Origin of the sequence: Paenibacillus sp. FSL R5-0912, from assembly GCF_000758605.1 — a bacterium.
Classification (GTDB): domain Bacteria; phylum Bacillota; class Bacilli; order Paenibacillales; family Paenibacillaceae; genus Paenibacillus_AQ.
Map to the genome: position 1 here is coordinate 2,219,764 of NZ_CP009282.1, position 19,814 is coordinate 2,239,577.

The window sequence follows — 19,814 nt, forward strand, 5'->3', positions numbered from 1 at the left end:
CTTTATGAAAGAGAAAACATTGCATCCTGTCAGCGGATTCTGGGTGGTGGCTCTAATTGCCATTTGTATCGGGGGCGGCATTTACGGTGCCGTTCAGGAATACGTGGCATTGCCTGTCATCCTGTTTGTTGCAGCCGGTATTCTATGTACGAGTATTACCGTCGTTCAGCCGAACAAGTCAGTGGTCGTGACCTTCTTTGGCCAATATGTCGGTACGATTGCAACCAGCGGGTTATTCGCTGTAATTCCGTTCAGCATCCGCAAGACCGTATCGCTGCGGGTCCGCAACTTCAACAGCGTGAAGCTGAAGGTCAATGATGTGGAAGGAAATCCGATTGAGATTGCTGCGGTGATTGTATTCAAGGTCATTAATTCGGCCAAGGCGCTGTTTGATGTAGATAAGTATATGGCGTTTGTGGAAATCCAGAGTGAAACGGCGCTGCGTCATGTAGCGAGTAGATACCCTTACGATAACTTCAATGAGACCGGCATGTCCCTGCGGGCCAATGCCGATGAGATTGCCAAAGAACTGGCGGTGGAGCTGCAGGAGCGTCTGTCCTTATCCGGTGTAGAAGTGATCGAAGCCCGCCTGACCCATCTGGCCTACTCCACAGAGATCGCCAGCACAATGCTGCAGCGCCAGCAGGCTTCGGCCATTCTATCTGCACGCCAGATCATCGTAGAAGGTGCTGTCGGCATGGTGGATATGGCAATCCGCCAACTCAAAGAGAGCGGTGTAGTTGAACTGGACGAAGAACGCAAGGCGGCGATGATCAATAATCTGATGGTGGCGATTGTGTCGGAGCGCGGTGCGAGCCCAGTCATTAACGCTGGCTCGTTGTACTAAGGCGGTAATATTATGGCGGCCAAAAAAAGCTTTCCGCTGCGGATCGATCCCGAACTGCACGAAGCGCTGGAACGTTGGGCGGGAGAAGAGTTTCGCAGCGTAAACGGACATATCGAATACTTGCTGCGTGAGTCTTTGAAGCGCGCAGGCCGCTTGCCGGGTAAGAAACGCCGGGAAGAAGAATGAACAGCCTGGGGCGGCGGCGCTTCAGACTTGTATAACTTGCTAAACCGGCTGTGCCGTCCTTGTGAGGAGGCACAGCCGGTTCCACTTGACGGAAGATAAGCTGAGATTTATAATTACCGTAATTCACGTTATCAGCTTCGACAAAGATATGAATCGATGTTCAGGACCGCTTCAGAGAGAGGAAACCCCAGGCTGCAATTTCCTCCGGTACCGGCTTTTGATTTACCCCTTTGTAGCTGCGGTTATGAATTCCTGGGATGTCCGGCTGCGGACATCATTTCAGCAGGATAGTAAGAACCGCCGGTTCATGGCCGTTATCTCCATGCTGACGAAGGATTCTATTCTGCAATGCCGCTGCTCTGCAGCCGGCTCTGTATGAATGAATTGAATTTGGGTGGAACCACGGGTGCAATCACTCGTCCCTTTGCGGGACGGGTGTTTTTTGTGTGCAGAGACCTGCCGAAGAAGCAAGTATCACAGAAGCGGATGTTCCGCACAACTAAGCCAATGCTCCCGGAGTAAGTTTGTACGTAAAGGATCAGGGAAGTATTGGCTAACAAACTTTTAGGAGGAAGAAAAATGTCAGTAAATATCAAACTTCCGGACGGTTCGGTCCGGGAATACCCGAACGGCAGCAGCATTGATGATGTAGCAGCCTCGATCAGCAGCGGACTTCGCAAGAATGCCGCTGCAGGCAAAATCAACGGAATCGTCGTGGATCTGTCCACTCAGCTGCAGGAAGGCGATCTTGTAGAGATCGTTACCCTGGATTCCCCGGAAGGCCTGGAAGTGATGCGTCACAGTACAGCTCACCTTATGGCCCAGGCGGTAAGACGTTTGTTCGGAACTATGGAGGTTAAGCTCGGAGTAGGTCCGGTAATTGAAGACGGCTTCTATTATGATATGGATCTGGAGCATCCGCTGAATCCGGAGGATCTGCTGAAGATTGAGAAGGAAATGGAACGTATCGTTTCTGAGAACCTGCCGATTGTCCGCCATGAGGTAAGCCGTCAGGAAGCGCTGGACAGATTCGGCGAGCTGGCCGATCCTTACAAGCTGGAGCTGATTCAGGCGCTGCCGGAAGACAGCGTGATTACAATCTATGAACAGGGCGAATTCTTCGACCTCTGCCGTGGTCCGCATTTGCCGTCCACTGCGAAGATCAAAGTGTTCAAGCTGATGAACGTAGCCGGTGCTTACTGGCGCGGAGACAGCAAGAACAAGATGCTGCAGCGCGTATACGGCACAGCCTGGATCAAAAAGGCCCAGCTTGACGAGCATCTGCGTCTGCTGGAGGAAGCGAAAAAGCGCGATCACCGTAAGCTGGGCAAGGAACTGGAAATCTTCACCTTCAACCAGCTGGTTGGACAAGGCCTGCCGATCTGGCTGCCTAAGGGCGCCAAGCTGCGCAGCATTCTGGAGCGCTATATTGTAGATCTGGAAGCCAGCCTTGGTTACCAGCATGTCTACACTCCAGTACTGGGGAATGTAGAGCTGTACAAGACTTCCGGACATTGGGAACACTACCAGGAAGACATGTTCCCTAAGATGACTATTGATAACGAGGAGTTCGTGCTTCGTCCAATGAACTGCCCGCATCACATGATGATCTATAAGAGCTCGATGCACAGCTATCGCGATCTGCCGATCCGTATTGCCGAGCTGGGCATCCAGCACCGTTATGAAATGTCGGGAGCCCTGACAGGCCTGCACCGTGTCCGTTCGATGACGCTGAATGATTCCCATATCTTCTGTCGTCTGGACCAGATCAAAGGCGAGTTCATCCGCGTGCTCGAGCTGATCAAGCAGGTATACAGCGACTTTGGGATTGAAGATTACCGTTTCCGACTCTCTTACCGGGACCCTAAGGATACAGAGAAGTATTATGCCAATGATGAAATGTGGGAGACAGCACAGCGTATGCTGCGTGAGGTTGTCGAAGAAGCCGGCCTGCCATTCTACGAAGCCGAAGGCGAAGCAGCCTTCTATGGCCCTAAGCTGGATGTTCAGATCAAAACAGTATTGGGTAAGGAAGAAACACTGTCGACTGTACAGATCGACTTCCTGCTGCCGGAACGCTTTGAGCTGGAATATGTCGGGGATGATGGACAGAAACACCGTCCGGTTGTCTTGCACCGCGGAATTCTAGGAACTATGGAACGTTTCGTAGCATTCCTGCTGGAGAACTTTGCCGGTTCACTGCCGCTGTGGCTGTCTCCGCAGCAAGTGAAGATCATTCCGGTATCCTCTGCCTTTGATGAATATGCGAAGGAAGTGGCTGCGAAGCTGCTGCGCAGCGGCATCCGCGCCGAAGTTGACTTGCGCAATGAGAAAATGGGTTACAAAATCCGTGAAGCACAGCTGGAGAAGCTCCCATACATGTTCGTCGTAGGCGAGAATGAAATGAATGCCGGCAGCGTATCAATCCGCAAACGCGGTGAAGGCGACATCGGCGCCAAACCGCTGCAGGAAGTCATCGATTCGCTTACGCAGGAAATTGCGGGACGCGTAATCTAAAGCATTCACAAGCTGTTAATAGTACGTATAATTACGAATTAATAACCTCTGTTATAAGCCGCGTGGGACCGCTATTATCCGGTGTCAGGTATAAAATTTTGTGAAACGGGAAACCTTCGCTATATGGGGAGGTTTAACTAATGAACAAAATGGGCTTATACCAGAGGTTTTGGTGTCTTTTCGTCACCATCGTGCTTCTGCTGACAGCAGCCGGGATCTACCCGGATGATTCGCGCAAATCGGCACAGGCAAGAGGGACGGGAGACACTGCAGGACAACTTAGTGCGGCCACCACGAATTCTCAGGTTCAGCGTCAAGAGGCAGGTTCGGCATCCCGTCTGGGAGGCTCTTCGCGGTTACGGCAGCCGGTTACCGTCCAGGCTCCTAAGCCAGCACAGGTGCCGGAGAGTAAGCCGAAGGCGAAGGTAGCTCCCAAGCAGCCGGATTCGGTACCGGTAGCTGCACCTGCGCCGGAGCAGATCATCACTTCAATGAAAGTAACAGCGACCGGCTATACGGCCGGGTACGAATCCACAGGCAAGACCGCGAAGCATCCGCAGTATGGAATTACGTACTCGGGTGTCAAGGTACGCCGGGACAAGAATGCCGTATCCACCATTGCTGCAGACCCGAAAGTTCTGCCTTTGGGAAGTATTTTATATATTCCGGGTTATGGATATGCTATAGTGGCCGACACCGGTTCAGCGATTAAGGGGCGGAAGATTGACTTGTACTTCAGCACCACCAAGCAGGTGTACAAAGAATGGGGCAAGAAGACGGTTGTCGTCCATCTCATCAAACGCGGTAACGGAAAATGCACGGAGAGTATGCTGAAAAGTCTCGGACATGCAATCCAGACCTATAATGCAGTGCCGCAATATTTGCTGGAAGAGGTTATTTAAGGGCTGGACCGGCCTCACTGAGTTTGAATTATTTTTCACGTAAGCATGCATAATACGACGTCACATTTCCCATAATATCGACTGGGGCAAAGCGACTTGCCTCTTCCGATATAATCTTTTCGTCAGCTCTAAACAGGCTGTACTGAAGGAAAAGGGAGGTGATTTCCGTGGCCAATTCCAAGAAACCAAAGGTACAAGAGAACTTCAAAACACCGAATGAAAAATACAATGCTGAGTTTGCCGTTGAGAACGACGGTGCAACTACTAAGAGCAACACGTTCTCCAAACCGGTACAAAAACCACAGCAGTAATGCTGGGGTAACGGTATGAGCATTTGAAGCGTCAAGGCTGTCCTCTCACGTCCGGATTATGGGCTGAAAGGGCAGCTTTTTTATGGGCATCATACAATTAACGGAATATTCCAGCCGTCTCGGTCTGGAGACTGAGGCCTGTTTCCTTCTCACGCCGCTGTTCCCCGCAGCTTTCTTCCTGTAGACTAGGACTATAAGCGTGAAGAAGCGAGAGTTACACTAACTACTAGGGGGAATGACATATGAAACGACGGTTCACCAGCCAGGTGCTCGGCGGACTGATCCTTATCGGTCTCGGAGGCCTGTTCCTGCTAAGACAGATGGGCTACACTGATTTCAGCTTGGGTTCAATGATATCTACGTATTGGCCGGTTATTCTGATTATATTAGGGGTTAAACGCTTTCTGTCCCCGGACGATGAGCATTCGAGATTCTCTGCAACACTTGGCGGATTTTTCTTTCTGGCCATCGGCGTGTTTTTCCTGGGGCGGAATTTAGAATGGTTTGACTTCTCGGCAGGCGATTTCTTCAAAATGCTGATCCCGGTTATGCTGATCGGCGGCGGTTTAGCTGTTATTTTCAAGCCGCGGGGGACAACGCCGCCGGTTCCTCCAGCACCACCGGCACCACCGAATTTCTATCCGCCCGAACCGGGCAAAAGCCCGCTGGATGCGAAGCCTCCTGCACCGCTGGAATCGACGCTCGATGAGCAGTTTGAGCAGAAGTTCGGCAAATCTGCCGGTGCCGGCGGGCGGGACTGGAATGATTATCTGCACAAAGACACGGAGGATGAAGACGAAGAACAGGGAGACTCCTCTTCTTCGTCAGATGCCAAGTGGCAGGAGAAGCAGGAACGCCATGAACGCAGACGCCAGGAGCGTCAGGAACGCCATGCCCGCCGCCACGGCGAATGGCATGAGGAGTTTCAGGATTCCGGGCAGGACAAAGAAACAACGAACCGCTCGGCTTTTATCGGGGATGTCCATATGGGCCGCGAGCATTTCCAGCTGAAACAAACCAATATTTCGCAGTTTATCGGGGATACAGTGCTGGATCTGACCAATGCGCAAATTCCTTACGGTGAGACCAAGATCAACATTTCCGCTTTTGTCGGTGATATTAAGGTTTATATTCCCGATGATATGAATCTTGGTGTATCGGTTAACGGCAGCTCGTTCATTGGTGATATGCAGGTGCTTGAGCAGTCGCGCAGCGGGTTCATGAGTAATGTGCAGTGCAAGACGCCTTATTATAAGGAAGCAGGTAAAAAAGTCCGCATTAACGTCAGCTGCTTCATCGGTGACATTAAAGTCAAAACGGTGGGCTAAATGGGGACGATCTTCAGCAATACCAAGTGGATGCTGCTGGTGTATTTCCTGCTTAGCGGCGGAGTAACTGCCGGACTGATGTATGCCGGGACATGCCTGGGCTATATCCGGGTGGTGGATACCCGCATGTGGCTGTACCTGTGTCTGGGCATTGTGCTCTTCACAGTGACTATCGGCTATATTGCCGGACAGCGGATTCAGCGGCGGATCGACCATCTGGATCTGAATATGCTTCAGGTAGCCAAAGGCAATCTGTCCGTACGGATGCCGGAGAGCGAAGACCAGTCTTTTGCCCGGGTATATCACGAATTCAATATTATGATGGATACTGTGGAGAAGAAGATGAAGCTTTTGCAGCAGCTGGGTGAACAGGAAGTCATCGAGAAGGAAAAGGCGGCGGAGAGCGCGGTACTGGAAGAGCGGAGGCGTATGGCCCGGGATCTGCATGATACGGTGAGCCAGCAGCTTTTTGCGATTCACATGTCCGCTTCTTCGCTGCCTAAAGTGCTTGAACGGAGCGCGGAGCACGGGCAGACGGTGATGGACCAGCTGATCAGCATGTCCCAGATGGCGCAGAAGCAAATGAGGGCATTGATCGCGCAGCTGCGTCCGGTGGAGCTGGAGGGGCGCAATCTGTTCGAGGCGCTGGAGAAATGGTTCCCGGATTACTGCCGCCAGAACGGGCTCAAGGGGGTAAAGGAGCTTGAACTGCAGGGTGAGCTGTCCGAAGCGATTGAGCATCAGCTGTTCCTGATTATTCAGGAGTCGATGGCGAACATCGTGAAGCATGCCGGAGCACGGGTAGTCAGCCTGTCGCTGCGTGAAGTGCCGCGCCAGGTTGTGCTGAGCATCAGCGATGACGGGCAGGGCTTCGAGCAGGTGCAGCATAAACAGGGCTCCTACGGACTTACCACCATGCGCGAGCGTGCCGAGAAGCTCGGCGGCCAGGTAGAGATTATCAGCCGTAAGGGGGCGGGAACGACGATCCGCGTACATATACCAAAGTTTGTGCAGGGCATCCCGGAGCCGGTTGATGCCGAATCTGAGTCTGATAGGGGGAGTACAGAATGAGTCTCATTAAAGTGCTGCTGGTGGATGATCATGATATGGTGCGGATGGGGCTCAAAACCTATCTGATGCTTGATCCAATGTTTGAAGTTATAGGTGAGGCAGCCAACGGGCATAAGGCGCTAGGCATGCTGCGTGAACTGGGGCATGATGCCCTGCCGGATCTGGTGCTGATGGATTTGATGATGCCGGTCATGAACGGGGCGGAGACAACGCGCGCAGTGCTGGCCGAATTCCCGGGTCTCAAAATTGTCATCCTCACCAGCTTCCTGGAGGATGATCTTGTTGTAGACGCGATCGAGGCAGGGGCGGTCAGCTATGTGCTCAAAACCGTCTCGGCAGAAGAGCTGATCTACGCGCTGCAAGGCGCGTACCGCGGCATGCCGGTGATGACCGGCGATGTCTCGCAGGCACTTACCCGAGGCATCCGCCAGCGTACCGTACAGGGCGACTCTTCCGGCTTGACCGAGCGGGAGAAGGAAGTTCTGCTGCTGATCGCTGAGGGCAAAACCAATAAAGATATCGGCGAGGAGCTGCATATCAGCATCAAGACGGTGAAGACGCATGTCAGCAACCTGCTGATGAAATGTGAGCTGGATGACCGCACCCAGCTGGCCATCTACGCCCACCGTAAGGGCTGGGCGCAGAGTTAGCTCCTTCAGGCCAGTGAATCCTGCGCAAAATACAACATTTTCCTTTACATATCGTCTATAATCGAAAATTGTTGTACGAAAGGCAGCATTCCAACTCGTTCAAACGGCTAAACGGGACGATTCTTGTATTTCGTACAACAATTCTCCGTAACATCCTGTTATCTAGGAAGCAAAGTTGCAATATGTACAATTTTCATGCCTATTGTACGTATGCGTGAAGCGGTAACCTTCAATACCCCCGGCGCTATAATGCCGGGGGATTTGCATGTCCTCTACGTCCGGCAATTGCCTCAACAGCCTCAGTAACCGCGTTTCCGGCGGTTCTCCCTCATATTCTCTTTTAAGTGTTCATATCTTTTATCTCCGCTTAAATTGTTTTTAATGTGACCTTAAGGTTTAAAGTACAAAATAAGAACAAGAAAACAAATAACACTTTGCCGGATGCGGCAGAGCGCGGGAGGAAAGAAAACATGGACGATAACAAAAACAATTACAATCGTGAGAACAACTTCAATCGTGATAATGAACCGGGACCGCAGCGGGAATGGGACAGTAAAGATAGCACTAACAGTAATTCATCAAACGAAGCAGGCTCTTCCTACTACTATTCCTATGGGCCGTTCAAATCCCTGAACAACGACGAGATGAATGGTGAAGATCCGCAGCACTATAACCGCCGGGAGCCGGAGCGTGTAGAGATCTCACCTCCGCAGCCGGTCAAGCCTTTACCTTACAGCACTTCGCTCCGTACCACAGGATATGACGGCAATGGCGGACGCGGCGGCAATCCTCCTGAGGGGGGCAATGGCTGGCAGTATAACCGTAAGCCGAAGAAGCCGGTTAAGGCGGTACTTATTTCTTTTCTTGCAGGAATGATTGTATTATCGGGTTCGATGTTCATGGCGGACCGGGGCAACTGGTTCACAGGCGATCAGGCAGTTACTGCTGCCGTTACGAATACAGCAGCTAAGACAGCGAACGGAAGTGCTACCATTACGCCTTCCACTTCCACAGCAGCACTGGTTACCGGATCGGGTGATGTATCCAGCGTAGTAGATGGGGTGGGACCGGCAGTTGTCAAAATTGAGACGCTGGTTAAATCAAGCAGCAGAAGCAGCAGTAATCCGAATATGAGCGATCCGTTCTCCCAATTCTTCTTCGGTGATCAGTTCGGCGGCAGCGGATCTTCCGGCTCCAATTCAGAATCCCAGCCGGAATCAAACAATTCGGATTCATCCCAGCTTACTCCTTACGGAATCGGCACAGGCTTCATTTATAATTCAGACGGTTATATTCTGACCAACCAGCATGTGGTGGATAATGCAGATGTCATTCAGGTTACGGTTGACGGCAATACCAAACCTTATGAAGCGAAATTGCTCGGCTCCAGCAAAGATCTGGACTTGGCAGTGCTCAAAATTGAAGGAACGGACTTCCCTACAGTGGCGCTTGGTGATTCCGACAGCATTAAGGTAGGTTCAGAAGTCGTAGCGATTGGTAACCCGCAGGGCTTTGACCACACCGTTACAGCAGGTGTACTGAGTGCCAAGGGCCGCAGTATTGATATTAATGAAGAAGACGGAAGCGGCACACGCAATTACAAGAACTTGCTGCAGACGGATGCTTCGATTAATCCAGGGAACTCGGGCGGACCGCTGCTTAACATGAACGGTCAGGTCATCGGGATGAATGTGGCGGTTAGCACAGACTCCCAGGGTATCGGTTTTGCTATCGCGGTCAATACCATTAAAGAAGTTGTAGAGAAACTGGAAGCCAATCAGGAAATTCCGAAAGAACCGGTACCATTCATCGGCGCTTCGCTGATGACCATTACCGATGAAGTCGCTAAGCAAATGGGCACTGACCTTAAAGAAGGCTCCGTAGTCGCCGAGATTGTCTTCAAATCTCCAGCGTATACCGCCGACCTCCGCCCTTACGATATCATCACAGGTGTGAACGGTACGAACTATGCCACCAGCCAGGATCTGATTACTTACATCCAGACGCTCAAAGTTGGCGATCAGGTGACACTGAATGTGGTTCGTGACGGTAAGAAGCTGGATCTTCCGGTAAAGATCGGCAATAAAAATGATTTTGACACGACTCAAACTCAGAAGCAATAAACACACCGGACGGTGAGCAGTACAGCGGAAGGGGAGACCCTTCCGTTTTTGCTGCATAGGCTGCGGGTAAACGGATTCATGATACAATATAGATATATGAACTGAACAATGGGGGCTGCTTGATGCGACCGAATATTCTAATTATTGATGACGATGAGAAAATTATATCCATGCTGCGCCGCGGGCTTGCCTTTGAAGGGTATGATGTCAAAACAGCCGCTAACGGGGCAGATGGGCTGCGTGCCGTTCTGAACAGCGATCCGGATGTGGTTATCCTGGATGTAATGATGCCGCAAGTGGACGGGTTTGAGGTATGCCGCCGTCTGCGTGAGGGCGGAAGCAGTGTTCCGGTACTTATGCTGACGGCCAAGGATGAGATTGAACACAGGGTCAAAGGGCTCGATCTGGGTGCGGACGATTATCTGGTGAAGCCGTTTGCTCTGGAGGAGCTGCTTGCCCGGGTAAGGGCACTGCTCCGGCGCAAAAGTGAGCAGGGCGGAGGCTCGGACCAGGCGGTTTCCTATGAGGATATCACACTGGATGTAGATTCGCGTGAAGTGACGCGTGCAGGCAAACGTCTGGAGCTGACGGCAAAGGAATTCGAACTGCTGCATCTGTTCATGCAGAACCCGAAGCGGGTGCTGTCCCGTGATCTCATCATGGATAAGATCTGGGGTTACGATTACAGCGGTGAATCCAATGTGCTTGAGGTATATATCGCAATGCTGCGCCAGAAGACGGAAGAGCATGGCGGCAAAAGGCTGATTCAAACGATCCGGGGAGCCGGCTACATCCTAAGAGGTGACTAATATGTCTATACGTTTGCGGCTGACTGCCTGGTATTCAGGGATTCTGGCCATAATGCTGCTGGCCCTGTCCGCGTTAATCTACGGGTTTGTCTATATTAATACGTACGGTGACTTGAAGGACCGTCTTAAGAATCAGGCCAATCAGATCGAACTGCAGCCGGTTACTTATTATGACGGAACTTCCAATCTGTATGTGGGCGGAAGTCTGGAAGGCCAGAATTTATTTGCACAGTTGTATATATATGATATTTCGCGGATTGTTCCCAATAATAACATGAAGACGTTTGATCTTCGGTTCAATATTCCGGAACAAGCCGCTATAGTCAGCCAACAGGGCTTTGTTAGAGAGAGCTACCAAGGAAATTCTTTCTTAATCTATCAGCGGGCTGTTGATATTCCGGGGTATGAAGGCAATCCTGCTGCAGTCCTGCAAATGGCCGCGTATACAGGTGAGCAGGATCGGCTGATGCTGAGACTGAAGAATATCCTGCTCGTTGGCTCTTTTGCGACTCTGATCGCAGCCTTCACCTTCGGGCTGTTCCTGGCCCGCAAAGCAATGAGTCCGATCGGCAAGGTTATTGAGGCGGCAAACGGGATACAGACCGGGACGGATCTGAGCTCGCGCATTGAATACGACGGACCGCAGGATGAGATCGGGCGGCTGATTGAGACGGTGAACAGTATGCTCGGGCGGATGGAAGGCTTCTATACGGGGCTGGAGGAGGCCTATGCCACGCAGCGCCGCTTCGTCTCGGATGCTTCGCATGAGCTGCGGACACCGCTTACAACGATTCGCGGAAATATTGATCTGCTGGAGAAGATATGGGAGATGGAGCCGGATGACAGCCGGATGACCGAGGCGGAAATCCGCCAGCTCTCCATTGAATCGGTGAAGGATATTGCTGATGAATCCAAGCGTATGAGCCGGCTGGTGGCGGATATGCTCTCTCTGGCCAGAGCGGATACAGGCCGGACCTTTGATATAGAGCCGGTAGCGCTGGAGCCGATGATGACCGAAGTAGCACGCCGTGCTTCCTTCCTGCCGCGTCAGGCGGAGTGGTCTGTGGGCGAAATGGGCCAGTTGAACGGCAAATATATTCTTGGCAACAAGGACTATCTGCAGCAGATGTTGTTCATCTTCATTGATAATGCTTTTAAATACACGCCTGCGGGTGAGGTTACGCTGGATGCCGTCTTTTATCAGAACCAGGTGGGAATCCGTATCTCGGATACCGGAATCGGGATGGATAAGGACGAAGTGCCGCACATCTTTGACCGTTTCTACCGTGCGGATGAATCTAGAGGAATTACCGAAGGGATCGGTCTGGGGCTGTCCATCGCCAAATGGATAATTGATGAGCACGGCGGTTCTGTAGAGGTGGTCACACGGCAGGGGGAAGGGACGACTTTTGTGATCTGGATGCCGCTTCTCTTTGCCCCGCCGCTGGAATAGGGTATAATTAAACGGTTCCTATTACAGCAGTCATTGACAGCAGAAAGCGGTGAATCATGGAAGTCATCAAAATTTCTCCCCGGGGCTATTGCTACGGCGTCGTCGATGCTATGGTAATGGCACGGCAGGCCGCACAAAATCTTGATTTGCCACGGCCGATTTATATATTGGGCATGATTGTGCATAACAGCCATGTCACGAACTCCTTTGAGGATGACGGAATCATTACGCTGGACGGGCATAACCGTCTGGATATTTTGGATAAAATAGAAAGCGGGACGGTTATTTTCACTGCTCATGGTGTGTCGCCCGAGGTACGCAAGATAGCACGGGCCAAGGGGTTAACCACAGTCGATGCCACTTGTCCCGATGTAACAAAGACTCATGACCTCATCAAGGAAAAGGTTGAAGAGGGCTACGAGGTTATCTACATCGGCAAGAAAGGTCATCCTGAGCCGGAAGGTGCGGTGGGGATTGCCCCTCAGCATGTCCATCTGATTGAGAAGGAAGATGAAATTGCCGGTCTCTCGGTCCCTTCCTCGCGTATTGTAATTACGAATCAGACCACCATGAGCCAGTGGGATATTAAGCATATTATGAAAAAACTGCTGGAGACCTTCCCGGGAGCCGAGGTCCATAATGAGATCTGTATGGCAACCCAGGTCCGCCAGGAAGCGGTAGCGGAGCAGGCCGGCCAGTGTGAGCTGGTCATTGTTGTCGGTGATCCGCGCAGTAATAACTCTAACCGTCTGGCACAGGTGTCGGAAGAAATTGCCGGTGTACCGGCTCACCGGATCTCAGATGTATCTGAGCTGAATAGGGATTGGCTGAAGGGAATTACCAAGGTAGGGGTAACCTCAGGCGCTTCTACGCCAACGCCGATTACCAAGGAAGTTATCAATTATCTGGAGCAGTATGACGAATCGAACCCCGAGACCTGGGAGATCAAACGTACGGTGAATATGGCGAAGCTTCTGCCGCCTGTGAAGAACAAGAGTACGAGTGCTACCTGACATGATAGCAATTATGAACTTATAGAATAGGTATAGCGGCAGTGTGGCCTGTAACCGGGTATGCTGCCGTTTTTCTCGTTCCTGGGCGCTAGCCGCTCCTGCGAGCATGTGCCGTGATAAAGTTAGTGAGTTATTGATTTTACCTCCGGCGGTTTTGTTATATATAGCCTATTGGGGTTGACTGGAACGGAAACTTGCGGTAAAATCACTTTAGTGCTTAAAAGCGTACACGCGTCGTAGCGAGATAGTATCAAATTTAAATTGATTCTACCCGTTTATAAGAATAAGTGTCCAAAAAGGGGAGCTATAATATGATCGTTATTACATCCAACCAAACACCGCAGGATCAGGTAAATGATATTATTGCCATAATTGAAAAAGAAGGCTTGCAGGTACATCTCTCAAGGGGAGCAGATCATACTGTGATCGGTCTTGTCGGCGGCGTGACGCCGAAGCTGGCCGAGCATCTGCGCCAGATGAAGGGCGTCGAGAACGTCGTGAAGATTACCAAGTCCTATAAGCTGGCAAGCCGTGATTTCCATCCGGAGGATACGGTTATCGATATCCGCGGGGTGAAGATCGGCGGAGAGAATCTCGTCATTATGGGCGGCCCTTGTGCCGTGGAATCCCCGGAGCAGATTGATGAAATCGCACGGCTTGTTAAGGCTTCCGGCGGCCAGGTGCTGCGCGGCGGTGCTTTCAAGCCACGTACCGGACCTTACAGCTTCCAGGGTGTGGGTGTAGAAGGTCTTACGATGATGGCTGAAGCCGGTAAACGCCACGGCCTGTTGACCATCACGGAAGTGATGACACCGGAGTATGTAGATATCTGTGCGGAGCATGCGGATATTCTGCAGGTAGGCACACGTAACATGCAGAACTTTGACCTGCTGCGCAAGCTGGGAACCTGCGGGCGTCCCGTCCTGCTGAAACGCGGGTTCAGTGCGACTTACGATGAGCTGCTGAATGCAGCAGAGTACATTCTCGCCGGAGGCAACCGTGATGTCATGTTATGTGAGCGCGGAATCCGGACTTTTGAAACCTACACACGCAATACGCTGGATCTCTCAGCTATTCCTGTGCTGCAGAACCTCAGCCATCTGCCGGTGATTTCTGATCCAAGCCATGGCACTGGACGCCGTGAGCTGGTTGCGCCTATGGCCAAGGCTTCGGTTGCTGCGGGAGCCAATGGTCTGATCATCGAGATGCACACCGACCCTGATAATTCAATGACAGGTGACGGAGTGCAGTCTCTGTTCCCGGAACAGTTCGACAGCCTGCTTAGAGATCTTGAGAAGCTGGCCCCGCTTGTCGGACGCAAGTTCTCTCCTTCACTGGAAGCAGCCCCGGTAGTTTGAATTTCAAGTGCGGATTAGCTTCTTACAGGCCCTCTTCTCCCGCTTTGGGCGGAGGAAGGGGGCTATTTTTATTGAATATAGGACAAAGGTGACATGGGAATCGGATGAACAGAGTTTTTTCACCAAAGCGTCAGAATATCTTACATTGTCGTAAGAAATACCTGACATAAGCATTGACGATGTTAGGTTTGAGATTTATAATGACGACAGCAAAAAAATAAAAACAAGAACATTTGATACTGTGAGCGGCCTAATGTTCGGAACTTGGGGAGGAATAAAGCATGTCGGTTGAAAAAGTATTGCAGACGATCAAGGAGAACAATATCGAATGGGTGGATTTCCGGTTTGTAGATTTGGGTGGACGTGCTCACCATATCTCGTTGCCAGCATCCGCAGTTGAAGAAGAAACATTTGAGAATGGTGTAGCATTTGATGGTTCTTCCATTACAGGTTTCCGTGGGATTGAAGAGTCGGATATGGTAATGATGCCTGATCCAAGCACTACATACATCGATCCTTTTACAGCTCACCCAACGCTTAACATCATGTGTGATATTTTCACACCGGATGGCGAACGTTACGAGCGTGACCCGCGCGGTATCGCTGTGAAGGCTGAAGAGTTCCTGCAATCCAGTGGTGTAGGTACAGCTGCATTCTTCGCACCTGAATCCGAGTTCTTCATCTTCGATGACGTTCGTTATGAGAGCGGAATGAACAGCTCCTCCTACTTCGTAGATTCCGAAGAAGCAGCTTGGAACACTGGCCGTAAAGACGAAGGCGGCAACCTGGCATTCAAAGTTGGCGTTAAAGGCGGATACGTGCCTGTAGCTCCAGTAGATTCCCAACAGGATATCCGCAGTGAAATGTGCCGTTTGCTTGCTGAAGCAGGCCTTGAAATCGAACGCCATCACCATGAAGTGGCGACTGCAGGCCAGGCGGAAATCAACTTCCGTTTTGACACCCTGAAGAAAACAGCTGACAATCTCCTAACTTACAAATACATTGTACAGAACACTGCACGCCAATACGGCAAGGTAGCAACCTTCATGCCTAAGCCACTGTTCGGCGATAACGGTAGCGGTATGCACGTTCACCAGTCGATCTTCAACGGCAGCGAGCCATTGTTCTACGAAAAAGGCTCTTATGCTAACCTGAGTGAATTGGCTCTGCACTACATCGGCGGTATCCTGTATCATGCTCCTGCATTGATCGCGCTGACTAACCCAAGCACCAACTCGTTCAAACGTCTGGTTCCTGGTTATGAAGCACCGGTCAACCTGGTTTACTCCAAGGGTAACCGTTCCGCTGCTGTCCGTATACCGGTAGCTGCTGTAACTCCTAAGGGCTGTCGTATTGAATTCCGTACACCGGACTCCACGGCTAACCCATACCTGGCATTCTCCGCAATGCTGATGGCGGGTCTGGACGGAATCAAGAAGAAGATCAACCCTGAAGAAATGGGTTATGGTCCACTGGACAAGAACATCTACGAATTGTCTGATGCAGACAAAGAGAAGATCCGCAGCGTTCCAGGTACACTGGACGAAGCGCTTGATGCTCTGGAAGCTGACTACGAGTTCCTTACAGAAGGCGGCGTATTCACTAAGGACTTCATCGATAACTACATCGCTCTGAAACGTTCTGAAGCGCAAGCCGTTGCGATTCGTGTTCATCCGCATGAATACTCCCTGTACTTTGATGTATAAGATAAGTTAACTTGAATAGAGCTTGATGAAGAAGCCTCCAGGATCATTTGATTCCGGGGGCTTTTTCTGTTGTGTTCGTACGGGAGTAACTGGTATGGCCACAAATGATTGTAGTATAGCGGCATTGGCGGAAACGGGCGGTTGCAAAGGCCGGGCTGCTGATCGGTCTGGGGCGGAGGATCATCAGTAATTTAACGCGGACTGAGAGGACTCTATTTCGTCAAAAAGCCTCCTAACGAGGCCCAAACGGACTGAGATTCCGTTATGTATTTCATTCGAGCCCGAAAGGAGGGGGAGATGCTTATATAAGCGAATCTGAATCCGCTTGGCAAGTGAATCCCCTGGATTTGTTCAAATAACGGATTCTCATTCCAACTCACTAACTTAGGGGATGTGGAGAGTCCAGTCTGGCATGGCCTGATGATTGGTCGCGATTTCGTAATTTTTCGTGTTATTTAATAGATTATATTCTATAAAATCTCAACTTGATTATATATAACGTTTACATTTCGCATGTATTTCAGATATGTGAAATTTCAGGCGTGTTTGTACTATATTTAGGCCAGATTTATATATAATATAAGTCTGATAACGAAAGTGGTTTCGTAATTGATGAAATACACATAAAAGGCTGTGATATCAGCTTTTATGGTAACTATTTTGCACATCAAAGAACATGAAAAAAACCTTTACAAAGATTTATAACGATGCAATAATGAAAAACGAAACCGATTTCGGAAAGTGTGATTAAAAATGCAATCTATCTTTGTATTATAGAGAGGATGAATACAGTGAATCACGATCACAAGATAAAATCAGGCTGGAGCTTCACCGGCAATAATGGGGATTTCAGATTGGAGCAGCCGGACCGGAGCAGTTTTTTATATTTTCCGCTGGTGAATGAGGGGGGCATGATGTCCTCGGTCAGCCCGAAGCTGCATGGTCAGGTGACTTCAGGTCATAATACATTCCTTACTCCGCCGCTCTCCGTGGAGGATCTGCATAATTCCCGCGCTTCCCGCAATTTCTGGGTATATATCGAAGGACAAGGCGCATGGTCAGCTACGGGAGACTCCGCCCGGCAGAATGCTGCGGTATATGGCGAGGGTGCTGACGAATCTCTGCTGGAAGCCGGGCTGTTATGGCATAAAGTGTCCCGCAACAATAAGGAGCTGGGGTTAGGAGCACAGATCACGAGCTTCGTACCCTGCGGCAATGACAAAGTAGAGCTGATGAAGGTTGTGCTGACAAACAGCGGCACGAAGGAGCTCACGCTGACTCCGACGGCAGCCATTCCGCTGTATGCGCGTTCTGCAGATGATCTGCGGGATCACCGTCATGTTACTTCGCTGCTGAACCGGACTTATACTTCCGCTTACGGTGTGGAGGTACAGCCAGCACTTTCCTTCGACGAACGCGGGCACCGTGTAAATCATACCTCTTACGGTGTGTTTGGTGCTGCGGAAGGCGGAGCACAGCCGGTTGGCTTCTTCCCGGTGCAGGAGGAATTCATCGGTGAAGGCGGAAGTCTGGACTGGCCGGAAGCGGTGGTGCGCAATCTGGCTCCGGAGATAGGTGAAGGGGGCGGAATACACAAGGAAGGGTATGAAGCGCTTGGCGGACTGCGTTTTGCAGAGGTTACACTTGCTCCGGGACAGAGCCATTCCTATGTAGTTGTACTTGCGATAGAGAATGACAGAATCGGCGTGCCGGCTTTGATGGCCAAGTACGGCTCAACCGAGGCTTTTGATACATTATTGGAGGAGAGTAAGACCTTCTGGGCGGAAAAAGTGAATACCGTAGAATTCCATACGGGAGATCATGCTGCTGATGAATGGATGAAATGGGTTACTCTGCAGCCCGTGCTGCGCAGACTGTACGGTAACTCCTTCCTGCCTTATCATGACTATGGAAGAGGCGGCCGCGGCTGGCGTGATCTCTGGCAGGACTGTCTCGCTCTGCTGATCATGGAGCCTGCTGATGTGCGTAGCCTGCTGCTGAACAATTATGCCGGTGTCAGAATCGACGGCAGTAATGCAACGATCATCGGGCAGCAGCCTGGTGAATTCATAGCAGACCGTAATAATATTCCCCGCGTCTGGATGGATCACGGCGCATGGCCATTCCTCACTACGATGCTGTACCTCGATCAGAGCGGTGATCTCGACTTCCTGCTGCAGGAGCAGACCTATTTCCGGGATTCCTTCATGAGCCGCTGCAGGGAACGCGATACGTCATGGGAGCCTGGAGCCGGCAGCAGCCTGCAGACTTCAGCAGGTGAAGTGTATACAGGCACCATTCTGGAGCATATCCTGCTGCAGAATCTGGTTCCATTCTTCAATGTGGGTGAGCATAACAATATTCTGCTTGAAGGCGCTGACTGGAATGACGGGCTGGATATGGCTGCTCAGCGGGGGGAGAGTGTAACCTTCACAGCCTTCTATGCCAGCAATCTGCTGGATCTCTCCCGGCTGCTGATCACGCTTAAGGAACGTACCGGAGGAGATACCCTGGAGCTTGCGGAAGAAATGACGCTGCTGCTGGATTCGCTTGGCGAATCCGTTAATTATGAATCTATTCCTGCCAAACACGGGCTGCTGGACCGCTACTATGGCGCAGCACCGAATAAGGTTAGCGGAATCCGTGTCCAGCTGAAGCTGGAACAGGTTGCAGCGGATCTGGCCCGCAAAGCAGAATGGATCTTCGATCACCTGCGCCGCAATGAATGGGTAGAAAGCGGGCATGGCGACGGCTGGTTCAACGGCTATTACAATAACGACGGGGAACGTGTGGAGGGTGAGTTCGCTGAAGGTACCCGCATGACGCTGACGGGGCAGGTCTTCCCGCTGCTGGGTCATGCTGCTGCACCGGAGCAGATTTCAAGCATTGTCTCGGCAGTGGAACGCAATCTGTTCGATGACAAAATCGGCTACCGTCTGAACAGCAACTTCGGCGGTATTCAGCAAAATCTAGGCCGTGCCTTCGGCTTCGCTTTTGGCCACAAAGAGAATGGAGCCATGTTCAGCCATATGACTGTAATGTATGGGAATGCGCTGTATAAACGCGGATTTGTTAATGAAGGACGCAAGGTACTCGATTCGCTGTATAGCCTGAGCGCGAACTTTGAGGTCAGCCGGATGTACCCGGGTATCCCGGAATATATCAATGAGCAGGGTAGAGGGATGTATACGTATCTGACCGGTTCGGCAAGCTGGATGCTGCTGACGATGGTCACAGAGGTATTTGGTGTCAAAGGCAGGCTGGGCGATCTGCTGCTGCAGCCGAAGCTGGTTAAAGAACAGTTTGATGCCGAAGGCCGCGCTTCTATCAAAACTATTTTTGCCGGACGTGAGCTGAAAGTCGTCTATACGGCTTCAGGAAGCGTTGAATACGGAGAGTACCAAATACATGCCGTGAAGCTAAACGGGGCTGAGGTAACGCTTCAGCGCGTCTCAGAAGGGGCTATGATCTTACGTAGTCTGCTGAGTGCCCTCCCTGAAGGCCAAATCCATCTGCTTGAGGTTGAACTGGCGTAACGCC

General features: G+C 51.2%; 15 protein-coding genes. All 15 read left to right on the forward strand.

Features of this window, described 5'->3' with window-relative positions:
• Window positions 1–4: 4 nt before the first annotated feature.
• Entirely contained in the window at window positions 5–847 is an 843-nt protein-coding gene (locus tag R50912_RS09330; protein WP_042234219.1) for an SPFH domain-containing protein, read from the forward strand.
• Between the two features lie 12 nt (window positions 848–859).
• On the forward strand, window positions 860–1,033 hold the full coding sequence (locus tag R50912_RS34125) for a type II toxin-antitoxin system antitoxin (protein ID WP_039303331.1): 174 nt from the start codon (window positions 860–862) through the stop codon (window positions 1,031–1,033).
• Window positions 1,034–1,612: 579 nt separating this feature from the next.
• Window positions 1,613–3,550: a threonine--tRNA ligase gene (thrS, locus tag R50912_RS09345; protein ID WP_042234223.1), complete on the forward strand. Its 1,938-nt coding sequence runs from the start codon at window positions 1,613–1,615 to the stop codon at window positions 3,548–3,550.
• A 191-nt stretch (window positions 3,551–3,741) separates the two neighbouring features.
• A complete protein-coding gene (locus R50912_RS36180) occupies window positions 3,742–4,452 on the forward strand; it encodes a 3D domain-containing protein (RefSeq protein WP_442950513.1) in 711 nt (236 codons plus the stop codon).
• Between the two features lie 167 nt (window positions 4,453–4,619).
• Window positions 4,620–4,763 carry a hypothetical protein gene (locus R50912_RS34880; RefSeq protein ID WP_156123046.1) on the forward strand — a complete coding sequence of 48 codons (144 nt, stop codon included), beginning with the start codon at window positions 4,620–4,622 and terminating at the stop codon, window positions 4,761–4,763.
• 242 nt (window positions 4,764–5,005) lie between these two features.
• Window positions 5,006–6,091, forward strand: a complete 1,086-nt coding sequence (gene liaF / locus R50912_RS09355) for a cell wall-active antibiotics response protein LiaF (protein WP_042234227.1) — start codon at window positions 5,006–5,008, stop codon at window positions 6,089–6,091.
• Window positions 6,092–7,162: a HAMP domain-containing sensor histidine kinase gene (locus R50912_RS09360; RefSeq protein WP_042234229.1), complete on the forward strand. Its 1,071-nt coding sequence runs from the start codon at window positions 6,092–6,094 to the stop codon at window positions 7,160–7,162. It abuts the gene before it with no gap.
• A complete protein-coding gene (locus R50912_RS09365) occupies window positions 7,159–7,812 on the forward strand; it encodes a response regulator (RefSeq protein WP_042234231.1) in 654 nt (217 codons plus the stop codon). Before R50912_RS09360 ends, R50912_RS09365 begins: the two co-directional genes overlap by 4 nt.
• Before the next feature lie 470 nt (window positions 7,813–8,282).
• Window positions 8,283–9,935 carry a S1C family serine protease gene (locus tag R50912_RS09370; protein ID WP_042234232.1) on the forward strand — a complete coding sequence of 551 codons (1,653 nt, stop codon included), beginning with the start codon at window positions 8,283–8,285 and terminating at the stop codon, window positions 9,933–9,935.
• Window positions 9,936–10,057: 122 nt separating this feature from the next.
• A complete protein-coding gene (locus tag R50912_RS09375) occupies window positions 10,058–10,744 on the forward strand; it encodes a response regulator transcription factor (RefSeq protein ID WP_042135165.1) in 687 nt (228 codons plus the stop codon).
• A 1-nt stretch (window position 10,745) separates the two neighbouring features.
• Window positions 10,746–12,197, forward strand: coding sequence for a sensor histidine kinase (locus tag R50912_RS09380; RefSeq protein ID WP_042234233.1), 1,452 nt, complete (start codon window positions 10,746–10,748; stop codon window positions 12,195–12,197).
• A 56-nt stretch (window positions 12,198–12,253) separates the two neighbouring features.
• Window positions 12,254–13,210 (forward strand): 4-hydroxy-3-methylbut-2-enyl diphosphate reductase, encoded by a 957-nt coding sequence (locus R50912_RS09385; protein WP_042234234.1) that lies wholly within the window; start codon window positions 12,254–12,256, stop codon window positions 13,208–13,210.
• A gap of 311 nt (window positions 13,211–13,521) precedes the next feature.
• Window positions 13,522–14,568 (forward strand): 3-deoxy-7-phosphoheptulonate synthase, encoded by a 1,047-nt coding sequence (aroF, locus tag R50912_RS09390; RefSeq protein ID WP_042234235.1) that lies wholly within the window; start codon window positions 13,522–13,524, stop codon window positions 14,566–14,568.
• Window positions 14,569–14,849: 281 nt separating this feature from the next.
• On the forward strand, window positions 14,850–16,274 hold the full coding sequence (gene glnA, locus R50912_RS09395; protein ID WP_042135170.1) for a type I glutamate--ammonia ligase: 1,425 nt from the start codon (window positions 14,850–14,852) through the stop codon (window positions 16,272–16,274).
• A gap of 791 nt (window positions 16,275–17,065) precedes the next feature.
• Window positions 17,066–19,810 (forward strand): GH36-type glycosyl hydrolase domain-containing protein, encoded by a 2,745-nt coding sequence (locus R50912_RS09400; RefSeq protein ID WP_231637812.1) that lies wholly within the window; start codon window positions 17,066–17,068, stop codon window positions 19,808–19,810.
• Window positions 19,811–19,814 lie beyond the last annotated feature (4 nt).

What these genes read in the sequence shown, in the direction of transcription:
- R50912_RS09330 (WP_042234219.1), top strand. Translation starts at nt 5, where the DNA reads ATGAAAGAGAAAACATTGCATCCTGTCAGCGGATTCTGGGTGGTGGCT.
- R50912_RS34125 (WP_039303331.1), top strand. Translation starts at nt 860, where the DNA reads ATGGCGGCCAAAAAAAGCTTTCCGCTGCGGATCGATCCCGAACTGCAC.
- thrS (WP_042234223.1), top strand. Translation starts at nt 1,613, where the DNA reads ATGTCAGTAAATATCAAACTTCCGGACGGTTCGGTCCGGGAATACCCG.
- liaF (WP_042234227.1), top strand. Translation starts at nt 5,006, where the DNA reads ATGAAACGACGGTTCACCAGCCAGGTGCTCGGCGGACTGATCCTTATC.
- R50912_RS09360 (WP_042234229.1), top strand. Translation starts at nt 6,092, where the DNA reads ATGGGGACGATCTTCAGCAATACCAAGTGGATGCTGCTGGTGTATTTC.
- R50912_RS09365 (WP_042234231.1), top strand. Translation starts at nt 7,159, where the DNA reads ATGAGTCTCATTAAAGTGCTGCTGGTGGATGATCATGATATGGTGCGG.
- R50912_RS09370 (WP_042234232.1), top strand. Translation starts at nt 8,283, where the DNA reads ATGGACGATAACAAAAACAATTACAATCGTGAGAACAACTTCAATCGT.
- R50912_RS09375 (WP_042135165.1), top strand. Translation starts at nt 10,058, where the DNA reads ATGCGACCGAATATTCTAATTATTGATGACGATGAGAAAATTATATCC.
- R50912_RS09380 (WP_042234233.1), top strand. Translation starts at nt 10,746, where the DNA reads ATGTCTATACGTTTGCGGCTGACTGCCTGGTATTCAGGGATTCTGGCC.
- R50912_RS09385 (WP_042234234.1), top strand. Translation starts at nt 12,254, where the DNA reads ATGGAAGTCATCAAAATTTCTCCCCGGGGCTATTGCTACGGCGTCGTC.
- aroF (WP_042234235.1), top strand. Translation starts at nt 13,522, where the DNA reads ATGATCGTTATTACATCCAACCAAACACCGCAGGATCAGGTAAATGAT.
- glnA (WP_042135170.1), top strand. Translation starts at nt 14,850, where the DNA reads ATGTCGGTTGAAAAAGTATTGCAGACGATCAAGGAGAACAATATCGAA.